General features: G+C 73.0%; 16 protein-coding genes. 13 read left to right on the top strand and 3 right to left on the bottom strand.

Going from position 1 to position 19122, the window contains the following annotated elements; genetic code table 11:
• Positions 1 to 44 precede the first annotated feature (44 nt).
• Positions 45 to 407, bottom strand: a complete 363-nt coding sequence (locus ACFU97_RS33990) for a DUF6479 family protein (RefSeq protein WP_384264356.1) — start codon at positions 405 to 407, stop codon at positions 45 to 47.
• Between the two features lie 75 nt (positions 408 to 482).
• Here ACFU97_RS33990 and ACFU97_RS33985 point away from each other — a divergent pair, with 75 nt between their 5' ends.
• The 4 genes from ACFU97_RS33985 to ACFU97_RS33970 all read left to right on the top strand — a co-directional run bounded on the left by ACFU97_RS33985 (position 483) and on the right by ACFU97_RS33970 (position 5608).
• Positions 483 to 854 carry a ferredoxin gene (locus tag ACFU97_RS33985; RefSeq protein WP_384264354.1) on the top strand — a complete coding sequence of 124 codons (372 nt, stop codon included), beginning with the start codon at positions 483 to 485 and terminating at the stop codon, positions 852 to 854.
• A 411-nt stretch (positions 855 to 1265) separates the two neighbouring features.
• On the top strand, positions 1266 to 2444 hold the full coding sequence (locus ACFU97_RS33980) for an acyl-CoA dehydrogenase family protein (protein ID WP_384264352.1): 1179 nt from the start codon (positions 1266 to 1268) through the stop codon (positions 2442 to 2444).
• A gap of 9 nt (positions 2445 to 2453) precedes the next feature.
• A complete protein-coding gene (locus tag ACFU97_RS33975; protein ID WP_384264350.1) occupies positions 2454 to 3311 on the top strand; it encodes an oxygenase MpaB family protein in 858 nt (285 codons plus the stop codon).
• A 56-nt stretch (positions 3312 to 3367) separates the two neighbouring features.
• Positions 3368 to 5608, top strand: a complete 2241-nt coding sequence (locus tag ACFU97_RS33970; protein ID WP_384264348.1) for a tetratricopeptide repeat protein — start codon at positions 3368 to 3370, stop codon at positions 5606 to 5608.
• Between the two features lie 34 nt (positions 5609 to 5642).
• Here the strand turns inward: ACFU97_RS33970 and ACFU97_RS33965 are convergent, their stop codons facing one another.
• Positions 5643 to 7319 carry a GAF domain-containing protein gene (locus ACFU97_RS33965; RefSeq protein WP_384264362.1) on the bottom strand — a complete coding sequence of 559 codons (1677 nt, stop codon included), beginning with the start codon at positions 7317 to 7319 and terminating at the stop codon, positions 5643 to 5645.
• A 300-nt stretch (positions 7320 to 7619) separates the two neighbouring features.
• Between ACFU97_RS33965 and ACFU97_RS33960 the strand changes: the two genes are divergently transcribed.
• From ACFU97_RS33960 to ACFU97_RS33935, 6 genes are all read left to right on the top strand, one after another.
• The gene (locus ACFU97_RS33960; protein ID WP_384264346.1) at positions 7620 to 9116 is read left to right on the top strand and encodes an APC family permease; all 1497 of its coding nucleotides are present in this window, start codon (positions 7620 to 7622) and stop codon (positions 9114 to 9116) included.
• A 31-nt stretch (positions 9117 to 9147) separates the two neighbouring features.
• Positions 9148 to 10362 (top strand): arginine deiminase, encoded by a 1215-nt coding sequence (locus ACFU97_RS33955; RefSeq protein ID WP_384264345.1) that lies wholly within the window; start codon positions 9148 to 9150, stop codon positions 10360 to 10362.
• Between the two features lie 21 nt (positions 10363 to 10383).
• A complete protein-coding gene (gene argF, locus ACFU97_RS33950) occupies positions 10384 to 11385 on the top strand; it encodes an ornithine carbamoyltransferase (RefSeq protein WP_384264344.1) in 1002 nt (333 codons plus the stop codon).
• Between the two features lie 3 nt (positions 11386 to 11388).
• Entirely contained in the window at positions 11389 to 12312 is a 924-nt protein-coding gene (locus ACFU97_RS33945) for a carbamate kinase (RefSeq protein ID WP_384264343.1), read from the top strand.
• 177 nt (positions 12313 to 12489) lie between these two features.
• Complete coding sequence (locus tag ACFU97_RS33940) at positions 12490 to 13110, top strand: hypothetical protein (protein ID WP_384264341.1); 621 nt, start codon at positions 12490 to 12492, stop codon at positions 13108 to 13110.
• 130 nt (positions 13111 to 13240) lie between these two features.
• The gene (locus tag ACFU97_RS33935) at positions 13241 to 14119 is read left to right on the top strand and encodes a universal stress protein (RefSeq protein WP_384264340.1); all 879 of its coding nucleotides are present in this window, start codon (positions 13241 to 13243) and stop codon (positions 14117 to 14119) included.
• A gap of 63 nt (positions 14120 to 14182) precedes the next feature.
• On the opposite strand, the gene ACFU97_RS33930 is transcribed toward ACFU97_RS33935, so the two are convergent.
• Positions 14183 to 14848, bottom strand: coding sequence for a cutinase family protein (locus tag ACFU97_RS33930; RefSeq protein WP_384264339.1), 666 nt, complete (start codon positions 14846 to 14848; stop codon positions 14183 to 14185).
• Between the two features lie 304 nt (positions 14849 to 15152).
• On the opposite strand from ACFU97_RS33930, the gene ACFU97_RS33925 reads away from it, so the two are divergent.
• From ACFU97_RS33925 to ACFU97_RS33915, 3 genes are all read left to right on the top strand, one after another.
• Complete coding sequence (locus tag ACFU97_RS33925) at positions 15153 to 16610, top strand: LuxR C-terminal-related transcriptional regulator (protein WP_384264338.1); 1458 nt, start codon at positions 15153 to 15155, stop codon at positions 16608 to 16610.
• An 85-nt stretch (positions 16611 to 16695) separates the two neighbouring features.
• Positions 16696 to 18264, top strand: a complete 1569-nt coding sequence (locus ACFU97_RS33920; RefSeq protein WP_384264337.1) for a phytoene desaturase family protein — start codon at positions 16696 to 16698, stop codon at positions 18262 to 18264.
• Positions 18261 to 19031, top strand: a complete 771-nt coding sequence (locus ACFU97_RS33915; RefSeq protein ID WP_384264335.1) for a class I SAM-dependent methyltransferase — start codon at positions 18261 to 18263, stop codon at positions 19029 to 19031. Before ACFU97_RS33920 ends, ACFU97_RS33915 begins: the two co-directional genes overlap by 4 nt.
• The last annotated feature ends 91 nt before the right edge of the window (positions 19032 to 19122 follow it).

Raw genomic sequence — 19122 nt, 5'->3', positions numbered from 1 at the left:
CTCGCACGCCGGCCGGGTCCTCGTTCCTCCCGGCGTCGCCGGTCTCAGCGGGTGCCCGGCCCGCCGCTGCCGAACGAACCGCTGCTGCCCTCGCTCCAGCGGCGCCGGTTCGTGGCCGAGCCGGTCCGGGTCGGGGAGTTGCCGTGGTTGGGCAGCTCGTGCGGGGTCAGGCGCCGGTCGCTGCGGGGCACCTCGTCCGGCTCGCGGTGTTCCAGCACCTCGCGGACCGGGCCCTCGTCCGGCAGCCTCGGCTGTTCCTCGGGTCGCGGCGGGGCGGGCTCGCGGCGCCGGATGCGTGCGCCGAGGACGAAGGCGCCGATCAGCAGGACCACGACCACCACGCCTGTCGCGACGAGCCCCATGGCGGCGGCACTGCCGGCGGCGATGTCCATAGTTGCGCTGTTCATGGCAGCCGGGTACCCCGCGGCCCTGCGGTGAACCGGCCCGTGTTTGACGCGGAGGAGTGCGGCAACCCGCCCGGTGTGACTACGACGACCCAGCAGGAACTCTTCCAATTCCTGGAGGACCGCTTCGCCTGCGCCCAGGCCTGTACGGAGTGCGCCCGCGCGTGCGCTCTGCGGGCGAGCCTGGTGGACACGGACGGAACGGAGGAGCAGGAGCTCGTACGGCGCAAGGGCATCATGTGCGCGGAGGTGTGCGACGCGACGTGCCGGGTGCTGTCCGAACAGAACCGCCTCGACGAGTCCGGCATCCGCATCCAGCTCGAGTGGTGCCGCACGGTCTGCCTGGAATGCGCCCACGTCTTCGACCGCCACCCCGACGCGGAGGACGGAGCCGAGGCGGCCCGCGATTGCGCCCGCGCGTGCACGGAGTTCTTGTCCACGTTGAACTGAGATCCGTGACGCCTCACGCTACGGCGGCACGGGAGGAGAGGGGGTCGCGCCGACGCCGCGGAAGATGGGCCCGCCCCCATGCCGACGGGGTCGGGCCGCGCCGCTACCGGTGACCGGGGCTCACCGCCGCCGGCGGAACCGCGCTTGCCCCGACACCGGTGAAGCCGGGCCGGGCGTCGGCCGCCGGCGGAACCGCGGCCCGTGCCGCCATCGGTGAAACGACCCCGCACCGTTACGCGTGGTAACCGGTCCGCCCCCGGGCCGGCCCGAACGCACCCGCCCCCACTCCGCCATTTCCACCCTCCACCGATGCCCACCCCCACCGATCGCGCCCCCCTCCCCATTCCCTATTTCTGAAACACGTTCTACCGTGTGCGCCGTCAGGACCGGCCTGGGAAGCCTGGAGGCGTCGTGCACCTCGAATACTCGCCCGAGCAGCAGCGGCTGCGCACCGAACTGCGCGCCTACTTCGCCGAGTTGGTGCCGGACAACGCCTACGCCCGGCACGCCGACCCCGCCGCCCAGAAACGCTTCTACCGCGAGACCGTCCGCCGCCTCGGCACCGACGGCTGGCTCGGCGTCGGCTGGCCCAAGGAGTACGGCGGGCGCGGGCTGACCGCGATGGAGCAGTTCATCTTCTTCGACGAGGCCGCCCAGGCCGGCGTACCGCTGCCGCTGATGGCGCTCAACACGGTCGGCCCGACGATCATGCAGTTCGGCACGGACGAGCAGAAGGCGTACTTCCTGCCGAAAGTCCTCTCCGGCGAGATCGACTTCGCCATCGGCTACAGCGAGCCCGACGCCGGCACCGACCTCGCCTCACTCAGGACGCGCGCGGTCCGCGAGGGCGACGAGTACGTCGTCAACGGGCAGAAGATCTGGACCACCAACGGCGACACGGCCGACTGGGTCTGGCTCGCGACGCGCACCGACCCCGACGCCCCGCCCCACAAGGGCATCACCATGCTGCTCGTGCCGACCAGCGACCCCGGCTACTCCTGCACCCTCATCAACACCCTCGCCTCCCACGACACCACCGCCAGCTACTACGAGAACATCCGCGTCCCCGTCTCCCGCCGCGTCGGCGCCGAGAACCAGGGCTGGCGGCTGATCACCAACCAGCTCAACCACGAGCGCGTCACCCTCGCCGCCCACGGCACCATGGCCATCCGCGCCCTGCACGACGTGCAGCGCTGGGCCATGGAGACCAAGCTCGCCGACGGCCGCCGCGTCGTCGACCTGCCCTGGGTGCGCCGCCGCCTGGCCCAGACCCACACCCGGCTCGACGCGATGAAACTCCTCAACTGGCGCATGGTGAACGCCGTCCAGGAGGGAACCCTCACCCCGCAGGACGCCTCCGCCGTCAAGGTCTACGGCTCGGAGGCCCGCCGCGACGCCTACGCCTGGCTGATGGAGATCGTCGGCACCGCGGGCGAGCTGAAGGAGGGCTCGGCGGGCGCGGTGCTGCACGGCGAGCTCGAACGCGGCTACCGCTCCGCCGTGATCTTCACCTTCGGCGGCGGCAACAACGAGATCCAGCGCGAGATCATCTCCTGGATCGGTCTGGGGATGCCGAGGGTGCGGCGCTAACCTGCACGGATGACGGGCTTCAAGGCGGGCGACCCCGGGCTGTTCGGACCGTCCTCGGTGACCTGGCAGATGCACGGCGACCCCATGATGTGGGTCGCCGGCATCCGCGCGCTCTACCTCCAGGCCCTGCACCCGCGCGCCGTGCGCGGCGTCATGCAGAACTCCGACTTCCGCAAGGACGCCTGGGGCCGCCTGATGCGGACCGCGAACTTCGTCGGGACCACCACCTACGGCACCACCGAGGCCGCCGAGCGCGCCGGGACCCGGGTGCGGAAGATCCACCGCATGCTGTCGGCGACCGACCCGGCCACGGGGGAGCACTACGGCGTCGACGAGCCGGACCTGCTCCTGTGGGTGCACTGCGCGGAGATCGACTCCTATCTGACCGTCGCCCGGCGCTCCGGTTTCCGGCTCACCGACGCACAGGCCGACCGTTACATCGGCGAACACCGGGTCAGCGCCCGCCTGGTGGGCCTCGATCCCGACGCCGTACCGGCGAACCAGGCGGAGATGGCGGCCTACTTCGAGAAGGTGCGCCCCGACCTCGCCGCCGGATCCGAGGCACGCGCGGTGGACGACTTCCTGCTCCGCCCTCCGACGCATCCTCTTCTCGTCCCGGCGCGCGAGGTGCTGTGGCGGCGTGTGGCACAGCTGGCGTACGCCGCCCTGCCGCCGTACGCCCACGAGTTGTACGGCAGACCGGCGCCGCGACCCGCTACCGTCACCCGGCAACTGCGTGTCACGGGCACCCTGCTGCGCTGCGTTCCCGCACGTGTGCGATGGCAACTCCCGCCCAAACACATCCTGCGCGCCATGGCCCGGCTCGGTCCCGGCTCCCGGCCGCGACCGTACAAACTCGGACGATAGGTCGCCATACTGGACGGGCCAGGGGTGGGCGGTGCGGACGGGGGCGATCGCAGCAGATGGGGGACAGCAGGCTGATCCAGGGCCGGTACCGGCTGCTCGACCTGATCGGGCGGGGCGGCATGGGCGAGGTGTGGCGTGCCCGTGACGAGTCGCTCGGCCGGCATGTCGCGGTGAAATGCCTCAAGCCCCTCGGCCCGCACCACGACCAGTCCTTCACCCGGGTCCTCAGGGAGCGCTTCCGCCGGGAGGCCCGGGTGGCCGCCGCCCTCCAGCACCGCGGGGTGACCGTCGTCCACGACTTCGGCGAGTACGACGGCATCCTCTACCTCGTCATGGAGCTCCTGGACGGCCGCAACCTCTCCCAGCTGCTGGAGGACAACCGGCAGCATCCCCTGCCGGTCGGCGACATCGTGGACATCGCCGACCAGGTCTCCGCGGCCCTCGCCTACACCCACCAGCAGGGCATCGTGCACCGCGATCTCAAGCCCGCGAACATCATGCGGCTGGAGGACGGCACGGTGAAGATCTGCGACTTCGGCATCGCCCGCCTCGGCCACGACATCGGCTTCACCTCCCGGCTCACCGGCACCGGCATCGCCATGGGCACCCCGCACTACATGTCGCCCGAGCAGATCGGCGGCGACGAGGTCGACCAGCGCAGCGACCTGTACTCGCTGGGGTGCGTCCTGTACGAGATCGCCACCGGGGCACCGCCGTTCGACCTCGACGACGCGTGGGCCATCCTCGTCGGGCACCGCGACACCCCGCCCGAGCCGCCGCGCAGCCGCCGGGCCGAACTCCCCGAATACCTCGAGAAGATCATCCTGGACCTGCTGGCCAAACGGCCCGAGCAGCGCCCGCACGACGCGCGTGAGCTGGGTCGCCGCATCACCCTCGGCCGTACGACACCGGCGTACGTGCCGACCGTCGTCACCCCGCAGCCGGTCCTGCGCCCGCCCGGCCAGGCCTCCTCCCGCGAGGGCCGGATGCCCTCCTGGACGCGGGGCATGACCACCGGCCACAAGGCCACCGGCGCGCAGCTCTCCACCACGCCCCCGGACGCCGGGGCCGGGCTCACCGGCGAGTGGATCCCGCGCCCGCCGGGCGGCCGGGCCGGCGGACCCGCCCCCGAGGAACCGGCCGCCCCCTCCCAGGAGCAGCTCACCGCGCTGGCCGGGCGGCACAACGCCGGGCTCAGCCTGGGGCGGCTCGGCCGCTGGGCGGAGGCCGGCGAGGTGCACCGCGCGGTGGCCGCCGAACGCACCCATCTGCTCGGCCCCGACCACCCCGACACGCTGGCCAGCCGCTACGAGGTCGCCTTCACCCTCAGCCGCACCGGCCGCGCCGCCGACGCGCTGCAGGAGTACAAGGCCGTGGCCGCCGCGAGGACGCGTGCGCTGGGCGCCGACCACCCCGACACGCTCGCCGCCCGCCAGGAAATGGCGTACGTGCTCGGTCAGTTGGGCCGCCACTTCGACGCCCACCAGGTGTACGTGTCCGTGCTCGCCGCCCGGGAGCGCGGCCAGGGCCCCGACCACCCGGACACGCTGCGCTGCCGTCACAACCTCGCCTTCAACCTCAGCAGACTCGGCCGTCTCGAGGACTCGTACCGCATGGCGGGCGACGTGGCCGCGGCCCGCGCCCGCGTGCTCGGTCCCGACCACCCCGACACCCTGGTCACCCGCTACGAAGTCGCCTACGCGCTCGGTCAGTTGGGCCGCTGGCCGGAGGCCCTGCAGACCTACCGCGAGGTCGCCGAGGCCCGCGCCCAGGCGCTCGGGCCCGACCACGCGGACACCCTCGCCGCCCGCTACGAGGTCGGCATCAGCCTCGGCCGCCTCGGCCGCAGCGCGGAGGCGCTCACGCTCTACCGCGACCTGATCGACGTCCGGACCCGGGTCCAGGGCCCCACCCACCCCGAGACCCTGCGCGCCCGCCACGGCCTGGGCGTGAACCTCGGCCGCCTCGGCCGCTGGGAGGAGGCGCTCGCCGAGTCCCGCGACGTCTGCGCCATCCGCGAGCGCGTCCTCGGCCCCGACCACCCGGACACCCTGGTCAGCCGCCGCGAGGTCGCCGTCGGCCTCGGCTGGCTCGGCCGCTGGCACGACGCGCTCGCCGAGTACCGCCGCGTCGCCGCCGCCCGCGAGCGCGTGCTCGGCGCCGACCACCCCGACACCCTCGCCAGCCGCAACGACGAGGCCCACTGCCTGGAACAACTGGGCCGCGGCGCGGAGGCGGTCGAGCTCTACCGCAGGGTGGCGGTCCTGCGCCAGCAGCGGGCGGAGGGCGGCCGCTGACCGGCGCCGCGGTCATCGGCCGGCGGTTGGCGGTCTAGTCGTCCGCGGGCAGGGGCACAGTCCATTCCAGGAGAGTCCCCGACGGCTCGCGGCCGGCGAGGGTGAAGCTTCCGCCCAGTTCCTCGGCGCGTGTGCGCATGTTGGTCAGACCGCTGCTGCGCGTGGTCTCCGGTGCGATGCCGCGGCCGTTGTCGGCGACCGTCAGCCGCAGTGTCCGCTGCGCCGCCGCCACGCTGATCTCCACGGAGGTGGCGTGGGCGTGCCGGGCCGTGTTGGACAGGGCCTCGCGCAGCACGGCCATGACGTGGTCGGCGTGCCGGGCGGGCACGTCGGTGTCGAGCAGGCCGGTCATGCGCAGGGCCGGGGCGAATCCGAGCGTCTCGGTCGCCTCGTCGCTCACGGCCACCAGCCGGTCGCGCAACCCGGTGGGACGCAGGGTGTGCTCGCGGTGCTGCAGGCTGAAGATGGTGCTTCGGATGATCTTGATGGTGTCGTCGAGGTCGTCCACGACGCGCTGGAGGCGTTCGGTCATCTCCGGGGGACCCGTGTGGCGTCCGAGGACCGACTGCAGGGTCAGACCGTCCGCGAACAGCCGCTGGATGACCAGGTCGTGCAGGTCCCGGGCGATGCGGTCGCGGTCGTTGAGGAGCACGAGCTGGTCCGCGTCGCGGCGGTGCTCGGCGACCTCCAGTGCCAGCGCGGCCTGATCGGCGAAGGCCAGCACCATGTCCTCGACGGTCGCGTCGAAGGCGGGGCGCCCCGGGCAGTTGGCCACCTGCAGCACCCCGCGCACCCGCTCGCGGTCGCCGACGGGGACGAAGAACGCCGGCCCCAGCGGGACGACGGAGGCACTGCCGCCCAGCGCGCGCGGGTCGTCACTGATGCTGTCGCTGCTGATGGTCTGGCCGTGGGCGTAGACCTTCGCCGCCAGCGTGGTGGGCGGCAGCGCCAGCCCCCGCACCTGCTCGGCGAGTTCTCCCGCGGCCGTCTCCACGACCAGGCCGCCGCCCTCGCCCGCCGGCAGGGCAAGGGTGACCAGGTCCGCCCCGGTCATCTCGTGCACCGTGTCGGCGAGCGAGCGCAGCAGCTGCTCCGGCGGCACGCCCGACAGCAGCGCCCGGGTCAGCTCCGCACCGGCCGTCAGCCGCCGCTCACGGTGCTGGCTGTCGTCGTAGAGGCGCGCGTTGTCGATCGCCACGCCCGCCGCCACGGCGAGCGTGCGCAGCACCGCCTCGTCGTCGGCGTCGAACTGCTTTCCGCCGCGCTTGTCGGTCAGGTAGAGGTTGCCGAACACGGTGCCCCGCACCTGCACCGGTGCACCCAGGAAGGTCCGCATCGGGGGATGCCCCTGCGGGAACCCCACCGATTCCGGATGAGCCCCCAGGTCCTCCAGCCGCAGCGAGTGCGGCTCGCGGATCAGCAGGCCGAGAATGCCCCGGCCCTGCGGGTAGGGACCGATCCCGGTCACCGTCCGCTCGTCCATGCCGACCGTGATGAACTGCCGGATCCGGCCCTCCTCACCGACCACGCCCAGAGCCCCGTAGCGGGCGTCCACCAGATCGGCGGCGGCCTGCACGATCCGCCGCAGCAGATCCTCCAGATCGAGATCGCTGCCGATCGCCAGCACGGCGTCGAGCAGCATGTGCATACGGTCCCGGCTGCCCCGCACCCGCTGCACATGCGCCTGCAGCTCGCTCAGCAGGGAATCCATCCGCAACGCCGGAAGCGAACCCTCATCACCGTTGCCAGACCCGCCAGACACCTCACGGTCCCCACTCTCTCGAACTGGCATACGCCACCAGCATGCCCGACGGGCCCCGTCCCGGGGAACCACGCCGTCCGTCCCCGGCCGCCTCGCGGCAGTTGAGCGGGCAGGGCCGGTCGGCCCGTTCGCGGCGGGACCAGCGGATCTCTCCGGCGGGACCTGTGGCCACTGATCTGTTCCGACGCCGCGCAGAAGGATCGGGAACGAATCGGTTTCACCCGCAGCGACCGCACGAGGAGCGCCACCATGCCCAGGACACCGAACAGCGGTGAACCCGCGCAGCCCACCGCGGCCCTCGGTCTTCCCGCCGCTTCCGCGCTCGTCATCGGCAGCATCGTCGGGACCGGCGTGTTCGCGCTGCCCTCCGCGCTCGCCCCCTACGGGCCGATCTCGCTGGTCGCGTTCCTCGTCGTGACCGTCGGCGCGCTCGCCCTGGCGCTGACCTTCGGAGCCCTGTCGAAGCGGGTGCCGGCGAGCGGTGGGCCGTACGTCTACGCCCGTGAGGCCTTCGGCGAGTTCGCGGGATTCCTGAACGCCTGGTCGTACTGGATCACCGCGTGGGCGGGGAACGCCGCGATCGTGGTGGCCTGGGTCGGCTACGTCGAGGTCTTCGTCAACACCGGCCACCGGACCGGGATCTCGGTGCTGATCGCGCTGATCGGGCTGTGGATCCCCGCCGCGATCAATCTCACCGGGGTGCGCAACACCGGCACGTTCCAGGTCGTCACGACCGTCCTCAAGTTCGTGCCGCTGGTGTTCATGGCCACCGTCGGGCTGCTGTTCATCGACCCGGGCAACTTCGGCGCCTTCAACGCGAGCCACCGGTCCGCGCTCGGAGCCGTCTCCGCCGCGGCGGCCATCGCCCTGTTCAGCTACCTCGGCCTGGAGGCCGCCTCCGTGGTCGCGGGCCGGGTCCGCGAGCCCGGGCGCAACGTCCCCCGCGCCACCGTCTACGGCACTCTGGTCTGCGCCGTCATCTACATCCTGGGCACGCTCGCGGTCTTCGGCACCGTCGCGCACGGCAGGCTGGGCGGTTCGACCGCGCCGTTCTCCGACGCCGCGAACAACATCTTCGGCGGCACCTGGGCCGGTGACGTCGTCGCCGTCGCCGCGATCGTCTCCGGCATCGGCGCCCTCAACGGCTGGACCATGCTGTGCGCGGAGATGCCGTACGCCGCCGCCCGCGACGGGCTCTTCCCCGGCGCCTTCGCACGGCTGCGCGGCGAGAACCGTGTGCCCGCCTTCGGCATCGTCGCCTCGACCGTGCTGGCCTCGCTGATCACCGTGTTCAGCTACACCCGCTTCGAGGACGTCTTCACCAAGATCGTCCTGCTGAGCGTGCTGACCGCCGTGATCCCGTACCTGTTCTCCGCCGCCGCCCAGCTGTACTGGCTGACCGTGCGCGGCCGGGAGAGCCTGACCCCGCGCCGGCTGGCACGTGACGTCACGGTGGCCGCCCTCGCGCTCGCCTTCTCCTACTGGTCGATCCAGGGCAGCGGCTACCAGACCGTCTACTACGGCCTGTTCGTCCTGCTGCTCGGCGTCCCGGTCTACATCTGGCTCAAACAGCGCCAGGGCGTCTACGGCGACACGGTCGTACCCGTGCGGGACACGGCGGCCCCGGTCCCCGAGCAGCGGGCCCCGGAGACACCTCCGCCCGCGGCCCGGCTCCCGCGCGATCCGCGCAGGACCCACAAGGCGGCCCCGCGCAGGACCCGCAAGGACTTCCCGCAGCACGACTGACCTCCCGTCCCACCGGCAGAAAGCCCCCGCCATGAACACCTTCCACGTGGACTCCGAGGTCGGCCCCCTCCGCCAGGTCGTCCTGCACCGCCCCGGCCTCGAACTCTCCCGTCTCACCCCGCGCAACGTCGACGCCCTGCTGTTCGACGACATCATGTGGGCCAAGCGCGCCCGCGAGGAGCACGACGCCTTCGCCCAGGTGCTGCGCGACCACGGCACCCGCGTCCACTACTTCGCCGACCTGCTGGCCCGCACCCTCGACGTCCCGGACGCCCGCGCCTGGCTGCTGGAGCGGGTCGTCACGGCGGCCACCGTCGGCCCCGCCCTGACCGACCCCGTGCGGGCCCTGTGCGAGCAGCTCGACGGGGAGACCCTCGCCGGCTATCTGATCGGCGGGATACTCAAGAGCGACCTGTCCCTGACCGCCCCGCACAGCCTGGTGTGGAGCGCGCTCGGCCCGGACGACTTCGCGCTCACCCCGCTGCCCAACCACCTCTTCCCGCGCGACAACTCCTGCTGGATGTACGACCGCTTCTCGGTGAACCCCATGGCCAAGCCCGCCCGGCGCCGGGAGACCCTGCACGCCGAGGCCGTCTACCGCTTCCACCCGATGTTCGCGGGCACCGCCGGCACACCGCTCCTGGAGGGCGAGGTCGGCACCCTCGAGGGCGGCGACGTCCACGTCCTCGGCAACGGCGCCGTCATGGTCGGCATGGGGGAGCGCACCACCGCCCAGGCCGTGGAGAACCTGGCCGCCCGGCTGTTCGCCGGCGGCACGGCGACCCGCCTGATCGCCGTCCAACTCCCCGCCGCCCGCGCCTACATGCACCTGGACACGGTGCTCACCATGGTCGACCGGGACGCCTTCACGGTCTATCCCGGCCTCGCCGACTCCCTGCGCTCGTGGACCCTGCGGCCCAGCGACGCCCGCGAGACCGGCTTCGACGTCACCGCCAACTCCGATCTGGCCACCGCCCTGGCCGAGGCCCTCGACCTGGACAAGGTGCGCATGCTGTCCGCCACGCAGGACATCCGTGGCGCGGAGCGCGAGCAGTGGGACGACGGCAGCAACTTCCTCGCCGTCGCGCCCGGTGTCGTCGTCGGCTACGAGCGCAACGTCACCACCAACACCTACCTGCGCAAGCAGGGCATCGAGATCGTCACGATCGCCGGCGCCGAACTCGGACGCGGTCGCGGCGGCCCCCGCTGCATGAGCTGTCCCGTCGAACGCGGCCCGGCCGCCTGAGCCACCATCAGAGGACCCGCCATGACCATCGACCTGCGAGGCCGCTCCTACCTCGGCGAACTCGACTTCACCGCAGCTGAGATCCATCACCTCCTGGACCTGGCCGCGGAGCTGAAGGCAGCCAGGCACGCCCGCCGCGAACGGCAGCGGCTGACCGGCAGGCACCTCGCCCTGATCTTCGAGAAGACCTCCACGCGCACCCGCTGCGCCTTCGAGGTCGCCGCAGCCGACCAGGGCGCCGCCACCACCTACCTGGGACCCGGCGACAGCCACATCGGCACCAAGGAGTCCGTCGCCGACACCGCCCACGTGCTGGGCCGCATGTTCGACGCCATCGAGTACCGGGGCTGTGACCAGGACATCGTGACGCAGCTCGCCGCACACTCCGGCGTCCCCGTCTACAACGGCCTCACCGACACCGCGCACCCCACCCAGAGCCTGTGCGACGTCCTGACCATGCGGGAGCACAGCCCCAAGCCGCTGCCGGACATCGCCTACTGCTACCTCGGCGACGCGCGCAACAACATGGGCAACTCGCTGCTGTCCATGGGCGCCCTGCTCGGCATGGACGTGCGCATCGCCGCGCCGAAGGCGCTCTGGCCCGACCCGGCGCTGGTGGCCAGGTGCCGCGACGTGGCCGACCGCAGCGGCGCCCGGGTGATGATCACCGAGGACGTCGAGTCCGCCGTACGCGACGCCGACTTCCTGCACACCGACGTCTGGGTCTCCATGGGCGAGCCGGCCGACACCTGGCGGGAGCGGATCGAGCTTCTGATGCCCTACCAGGTCGGTGAGAAGACCCTGGCCGCCACCGGCAACCCCGACGTCCGCTTCATGCACTGCCTGCCGGCCCTGCACGACCGGCACACCCGCCTCGGGCAGAACCTCTTCGGCATCTACGGCCTCGACGGCCTCGAGGTCACCGACGAGGTGTTCTCCTCGCCGGCGTCGCTCGTCTTCGACCAGGCGGAGAACCGGCTGCACACCATCAAGGCGGTACTCGTCGCCACCCTGGAGGACTGACCCATGCGCATCGTCGTCGCCCTCGGCGGCAACGCCCTGCTCCACCGCGGGGAACGCCCCGACGCCTCCGTGCAGCAGGCCAACATCGACCGGGTCGCCACCGCTCTGGCGGCGCTCGCCATGGATCACGAGCTCGTCATCACCCACGGCAACGGCCCCCAGATCGGCCTGCTCGCCATGGAGAGCGCGACCGACCCCGCCCTGAGTGCCCCGTATCCGCTGCACCTCCTCGGCGCCCAGACGCAGGGTCTGATCGGGTCCCTGCTGGCCTGCGCGCTCCACAACGCCCTGCCGGGCCGCCATATCGCCACGCTCGTCACGCACACCCTCGTCAGGTCCGACGACCCCGCCTTCGACCGGCCCACGAAGTTCGTCGGCCAGCTCCACTCCCGCAAGGCCGCGCAGGCGCTGGCCGCCAGGCGGGGGTGGACCTTCGCCGAGGACACCGGGGGCTGGCGCCGCGTCGTTCCCTCGCCCCGGCCGGAACGCATCGTGGAGACCGACATGATCCACGACCTGCTCGGCGCCGGCGCCATGGTGATCTGCGCCGGGGGCGGCGGCGTCCCCGTCACCGCGGACCGCGACACGGGCGCGCTGACAGGCCAGGAGGCCGTCATCGACAAGGACCTCACCGCGGCGCTGCTCGCCGAGGACCTCAAGGCGGACTTCCTGCTCGTCCTCACCGACGTTCCGAACGTCTACGAGCACTACGGCACCCCGGAGCGGCGGCCGATCCTCGACGCCACCCCCGCGCAGCTGCGCGCCGGGAGCTTCCCGGACGGCTCCATGGGACCGAAGACCGAGGCCGCCGCCCGCTTCGTCGAGCACACCGGCGCGCTGGCCGCGATCGGCGCCCTGGACGCCGCGTACGAGATCGTCCACGGCCGGTCGGGCACCCTGATCCGCCCGGACCTGACGGGCACCTGACGGGCACGCAGGTCACCGGCCGTCGCGGTCACGGGTCCTGGCGTTGGTCCCAACGGGCCCCGGCAGAAGGGACCTTCAGCCCCACGGCCGCAGCCCTTCGGCATCCCCGCGTGCACGGCGCGCGCGGCGAGAGTGATGTCAGAACACCGACAAGACAGCCCCGAAGGGAACACTGCCATGGCCGTGCACGAGCACCACCACCGGAGCCCCGGCTTCCACCTGTCCTTCCGCAGGAACCGCGGCGGCTCCACGATCGCCGTCTCGGCAGGCAGCGAGACCCTCGCCCTGCGGGCCTACGCCCTCGCGTCCCTGCGCCTGCTCACCGGCTTCGTCTTCCTGTGGGCGTTCCTCGACAAGACCTTCGGCCTCGGCTACGCGACCGCGTCCGGCAAGGGCTGGCTCGACGGCGGGTCGCCGACGAAGGGCTTCCTCGGTTCCGTCGCCGCGGGACCGATGCAGTCGACGTTCCACGCGTGGGCCGGCGCGACGTGGGCGGACTGGCTGTTCATGCTGGGCATGCTCGGCATCGGCCTGGCCGCCATGGCCGGCGTGGCGCTGCGTCCGGCCGCGGTGGCGGGCGCCGCGATGATGGCGCTGATGTGGATCGCCGAGTGGCCGCCCGCCAAGCACCTGGCGAACGGGGCGCCGAGCATGTCGACGAACCCCTTTGTCGACTACCACGTCATCTACGCCGCCGCGCTGATCGCCGTCGCCGTCACGGGCGCGGGCGCCACCTGGGGCCTGGGCCGGCAGTGGGCACGCCTCCCGGTCGTCCGCGACCACGCCTGGCTGCGCTGACCCGCACACGGCGGGACGCCCCCGCATCCCGCCGGCCCCTGTCCGAGGCCCCGCTCAAGGGCTCTGCAGAACCCCTGAACACCACGCTGGAACCGGGTCCCGTCAGGGCCCGGTTCAGGAGGAGGAGACCATGTCCCGCACCATCACCGTAGGCCTCGACGGCTCGCCCGAGAGCCGTGCCGCGGCACAGTGGGCGGCCCGTGAGGCAGGGCTGCGCGGACTGCCGGTGAAGCTCGTGCACGCCTGGGAGCCGATCCCGGAGCACCTGGCCGACGCCACGCACCGCGGCACGGAGACCCTCCAGCACTGGACCGAGCGGATCCCCCGTGAGGCCGCCGAGGACCTGCGGCGGCGCCACCCCGGCGTCGAGGTGACCACCGAGCAGCTCTCCGGACCGGCCGCCGAGGCCCTGACCCGCGTGGCGAAGGACGCCGAGCTCCTCGTCCTCGGCTCACGCGGCCTGGGCGGGCTCGGCGGCTTCGTGGTCGGCTCGATCGGCTTCGCGGTCGTGGCGCACACCGAGCGCCCCGTCGTCCTGGTCCGCGCCCGCGAAGAGGCCGACTCCGCGCGGGAGACGGACGAGACCCGCCCCGTCGTCCTAGGACTCGACGTCGGCCGCCCCGACGAGGCGCTGATCGGGTTCGCCTTCGACGCCGCCGCGCGCCGCAAGGTGCCGCTGAAGGTCGTGCACGGCTGGAACCCGCCGCCCTACTACGCCTACGGCATGGCCCTCGAGCCCGCCGTCGAGCGGGAGATGGCGAAGGGGGACGCCCTCATGGTGACCGAGGTGCTGCGCTCCTGGCGGCAGAAGTTCCCCGACGTCGAGGTCGTCGAGCACTCCCGCTACGGCAGCCCGTCCACCCTCCTGCTCGACGCCTCGAAGGACGCCTCCCTGGTCGTCGTCGGCCGGCGCATCCGCCGCTCCTCAGTCGGCGCCCACATCGGCCCCGTCACCCACGCGGTCCTGCACCACGCCACCGCCCCCGTCGCCGTCGTCGCCCACGACTGACGCGCCCAGGGGTTCGGCGGAAGCCGGAGGGCCGTGCACCGCGGCCCCTCCGGCCTCCGTGGCTCAGCCCGCGTCGATCCTGCCGGCGGCGAAGCGGGCGCCCGACTGCACGCTGCCGTTGACGTGGTAAGTGAGGTGCGCCGCGGCGTTGTTGCCGTTGCCGCACACAGGGTCGCCGGTGTTGCAGAACTCCTTGGCCTTCGCGCCGTACAGGGTGCCGGCGGTGTTGATGGTCCGGCCCGAGAGCCGCAGCGGGTTGCCGAAGACGACGACGGCCTTGACCCGGGAGGCCAGGTCCGTGGGTATGGTCCGGCCCGTGCCCAGGGTCGTACGGATGCCCAGCGCGATGTCGGTGACACTGGCGCCCTGGGAGTAGCCGCCGAGGACGAAGGCGGTGCCGGGGCAGCTCGCGGCGGTGGACCTGACGTGGTCCGTCATGGCCGTGGCCCCGGGGCCCGCGCTGGTCTGCGAGAGGTTCGCCGCGTAGTCGACGGCGTGCGAGGTCACGGACCTGCCCGGCAGTTCGCTCCTGATGGTCTTCACCAGGGGCGTGCCCACGATGCCGAGCCCCGGGGCCTCGCCGCTGCCGCGGGCGAAGACGACGTCGACGTCGGAGCAGGGGGCGGCGGAGGCCAGTGAGGGCAGCAGCGTGAGTCCGGCGGCACCGAGAGCGCCGGCGGCGGCGACGGACAGGATCGCGAGATGACGTCGGGACGCGCGGTGAGACATGGGGGGTACCTCTTCTCTGTGCGGCGGTACGGGCGCTCCGCACGGATCGGTGCGTCGAGCGCAACAGCAACGTAGGAACCGCCACGCCCCTCACGTATCGGTGGAATCACCAGTCGCCCACCAGGGGCGCGTTGTTGGACGGCCCGTCAGCATTACGGGGTTTCGAACCCGCGCACGCCCACCGCTCGCTACGATCGGCACAGCGAGGCCACAGGGAATGGTGGTGCACGTGGGGCATGAAGAAACCCGAGCGGACTGCGACCATCCCGTGGGCGGCGACCAACCGCCTCACCTGCACGAGGAGATGACCCAAGGCCTCCACCTGCTGCGCGACGGCCCGGCGGCCGACGCCTACAACCTGCTCCTCCTCGCCTCCACCTCCTTGCGGACCACCGACCCCGCCCGGTCGCGCACGGCCGGCGTGCAGGCCACGCTGGCGGCCTGGTCGGGAGGTGACCGCGAGGGATACCTCGCAGCCCTCGACGCCCTCTGCGCCCCGGCCGGTCCCCGGGGCACCGCACTCCAGGCGGGGGAGGAGCACGACCCGGCCGACGCCTTCTGGAGCTCCTACCGGGACGGCATGCGCCGCGTGATGGAAGACGACTTCACCGCGGCCACCCTGCTGCTCCGCCCCGTGCTCGCCGTCCTCGGCGCCCGGGACGAGCCGCCGGCCCTGATGTCCGCCGGGACCATCGCGCTCATGCTGGGCGACCTCGCGACGGCACGCCAGGTGCTCGGCCGCGCGCTGGCCACCGCCCGCGCCGCGAAGTCGACCGACATCGTCGCCCGCATCCTCGAACACCTCGCCTACGCCGAACTGCGCGAGGGCAGTTACCACCAGGCCCGCGTCCACGCCGAGGCGGGACTGGAGGCGGCCGGGGAACACGGCCGCCGCAACGTGGCGGCCGGCCTGTCCGCCGTACTGGCCCTGGCCGCCTCGATCGCGGGCGACCCGGCGACGGTCGCCGGGCACGCGCAGGCGGCGCTGCGCATCGCCCACGCCCACGGACTGCGCCAGACGAGCACGCTCGCCGAATGGGCCCAGGCCCGCGCCGATCTGGGGCACGGCAACGCCGAGCACGCCACCGCCCGCCTCTCCCCGCTGGTCCACGAGGGCCCGCGGCGCGGCCACTTCGGGCTCTGGGTGATGACGGTCCCCTGCTACGTCGAGGCCGCCGTCCTGGCGGGCCACGAGGTCGACGTCGACGTCGAGGACATGATCGGCCAGTACGCCGCCTGGGCCGCCATGGGCGCCGACCCCCAGGCACCGGCGCTGGCCCTGCGCTGCCGGGCGCTCGTCGAGCGCGACGAGCGCAGCGAGGAGCTGTTCACCGCGGCCCTGGCGGAACACGAGAAGGTCAACGGGCCCTACGAGCACGCCCGGACGCACCTCGCCCACGGGATGTGGCTGCGCCGCAGGCGCCGGCCCGTGGAGGCCAGGGCCCAACTGCGCAGTGCCGTGCTGGGGTTCGAGCAGTGCGGCGCGGACGTGTGGAGCGAGCACGCCCGCGCGGAGCTGCGCGCCGCGGGGGAGACGCTCGCCGACGCGCCCGGCCCCGGGCCCGGCACGCTCAGCCTGCTCACCCCGCAGCAGCTGCGCATCGCCCGCTCCGTCGCCCAGGGCGCCACCAACCGGGAGGTGGCCCGGCAGCTCTCGATCAGCACGCGCACGGTGGAGTACCACCTGCGCAACGTCTTCACCCAGCTCGGCGTCCGTTCCCGCGTCGCCCTCACCCGGCTCCTGGGAGACGGACCGGCCTGACCGCGGGCCGGGGCGGACGCCGGAGTCATGACCCCGTCGCCGTACACCCCTGGCCGTTGACGATCATCGCATGTTACGAAGAACCATGGCTGCACACGAGGGACACCGGACGTACGACGCAGTGATCGTCGGCGGGGGGCACAACGGGCTGGTCGCCGCCGCCTATCTGGCACGGGCCGGGCGGTCCGTGCTGGTGCTGGAGCGGCTGGACCACACCGGGGGCGCCGCCGTCTCCACCCGGCCGTTCGCCGGGGTCGACGCGCGGCTGTCGCGCTACTCGTACCTGGTCAGCCTGCTGCCGCGGAAGATCCTGCGGGACCTCGGCCTGGAGTTCCGCCTCGGCACCCGCACCATCTCCTCGTACACACCGGTGGAACGGGACGGACGGCCGACCGGGCTCCTGGTGGGAGGCGGCGAGGGGCGCACCCGCGAGGCCTTCGCCCAGCTCACCGGCTCCGACCGCGAGTACGAGTCCTGGCAGCGCTTCTACGCCATGACCGGCCGCGTCGCCGAACGCGTCTTCCCGACCCTCACCGAGCCGCTGCCCACCCGGGACGAGCTGCGCCGCCGCGTCGACGACGAGGAGGCCTGGCGGGTGCTGTTCGAGGACCCCATCGGCATCGCGATCGAGGACCGCTTCGCCGACGACCTCGTGCGGGGCGTCGTCCTCACCGACGCCCTCATCGGCACCTTCGCCGACGCCCACGACCCGACCCTGCCGCAGAACCGCTGCTTCCTCTACCACGTGATCGGCGGCGGCACCGGCGCCTGGGACGTCCCCGTCGGCGGCATGGGCGCGCTGACCGACGCCCTGGCCGGCGCCGCCCGTGCCGCGGGCGCCGTCATCGCCACCGGCCACGAGGCGGTCCGCATCGCCACGGACGGCACGACCGCCGAGATCACCTACCGCACACCCGACGGCGAGGGCGTCGCCGCCGCGCGCCACGTCCTGGTCAACGCCTCCCCACAGGCCCTGGCCGAGCTGACCGGCGACACCCCGCCGGAACCCGCCGAGGGCGCCCAGCTGAAGGTGAACATGCTGCTCAAGCGGCTGCCGAGGCTGCGCGACACCTCCGTCGACCCGCGCGAGGCGTTCGCCGGCACCTTCCACATCGCCGAGGGCTACCGGCAGCTTGCCACCGCCCACGCCCAGGCCGCCTCCGGCGAACTCCCCGCCGCGCCGCCGTCGGAGATCTACTGCCACTCGCTCACCGACCCGACCATCCTCGGCCCGGACCTCGTCGAGCAGGGCTACCAGACCCTCACCCTCTTCGGCCTGCACACGCCCGCCCGCCTCTTCGACCGGGACAACGACGCCGTCCGCGACGAGCTCTTGAAGGCGACCCTCGGCCAGCTCGACGCCCACCTCGCCGAACCGCTCGCCGACTGCCTGGCGACCGATGCGGACGGCCGCCCCTGCATCGAGGCCAAGACCCCGCTGGACCTGGAGCGCGACCTGCGCCTGCCCGGCGGCAACATCTTCCACCGCGCGCTGTCCTGGCCCTACGCCCAGGAGGGGACGGGCCGTTGGGGCGTCGAGACGGGACACGCGAACGTGCTGCTGTGCGGCGCGGGCGCGGTGCGCGGCGGGGGAGTGAGCGGCGTGCCCGGGCACAACGCGGCGATGGCGGTCCTGGAGGCGACGGGCGAGTGACGCGCTCGCCCCGCGACTTCTACGACTCGCTGGCCGCCGACTACCACCGCACCTTCCTCGACTGGGACGCGAGCATCGCCCGCCAGGCCGCCGTGTTCGACGGCCTGCTGCGCGGTGAACTCGACGGCCCGGGCCCCTACCGCGTCCTGGACTGCGCCTGCGGGATCGGCACCCAGGCGATCGGTCTCGCACGCGCCGGGCACCGGGTCGTCGGCAGCGACCTGAGCACCGTGGCCGCCACCCGCGCGGCCGCGGAGGCCGCGGCCCGGGGCGCGGACCTGTCCACGGCGGCCGCGGACATGCGGCAACTCCCCTTCGGGAGGGGCGTGTTCGACGCCGTCGTGTGCGCCGACAACTCGATCGCCCATCTGCTGACCACGGAGGACCTGGAAGCGGCACTGCGCGAGATGCGGCGCGTCCTGCGGGACGGCGGACTGCTCCTGCTCACCCTCCGCGACTACGACGAGGCCCGCCGCACCCGCCCCGCCTCCGTGCCTCCCCAGGTGTCGCACGCCTCCGACGGCCGGACGATCACCTTCCAGCTCTGGCACTGGCACGACGACGGGGAGCGCTACGACCAGGAGTACTTCCAGCTCCTGCCGGACGGGGACGGCTGGGAGGTCCGCGTCCGCCACGCCACCTCCCGGGCGCTGACCCGGCGCGAGGTGACGGACGCCGTGAGGTCCGCGGCCTTCACCGGTCCGACCTGGCACGCTCCGGCGGACAGCGGCTTCTACCAGCCCGTATGCGTGGCGCGGGCCGCCTAGCGGTACGAGGGGGACGAGACACCTTCGGCAGGACCCGTCGGGGCGTCCGCGCCCGCACAGAAATCTGACGGAGCATCAGAAAAAGCCTTCC

Source organism: Streptomyces sp. NPDC057616, from assembly GCF_042800575.1.
Lineage (GTDB): Bacteria > Actinomycetota > Actinomycetes > Streptomycetales > Streptomycetaceae > Streptomyces.
This window is presented reverse-complemented; position numbering and strand designations above follow the sequence as displayed.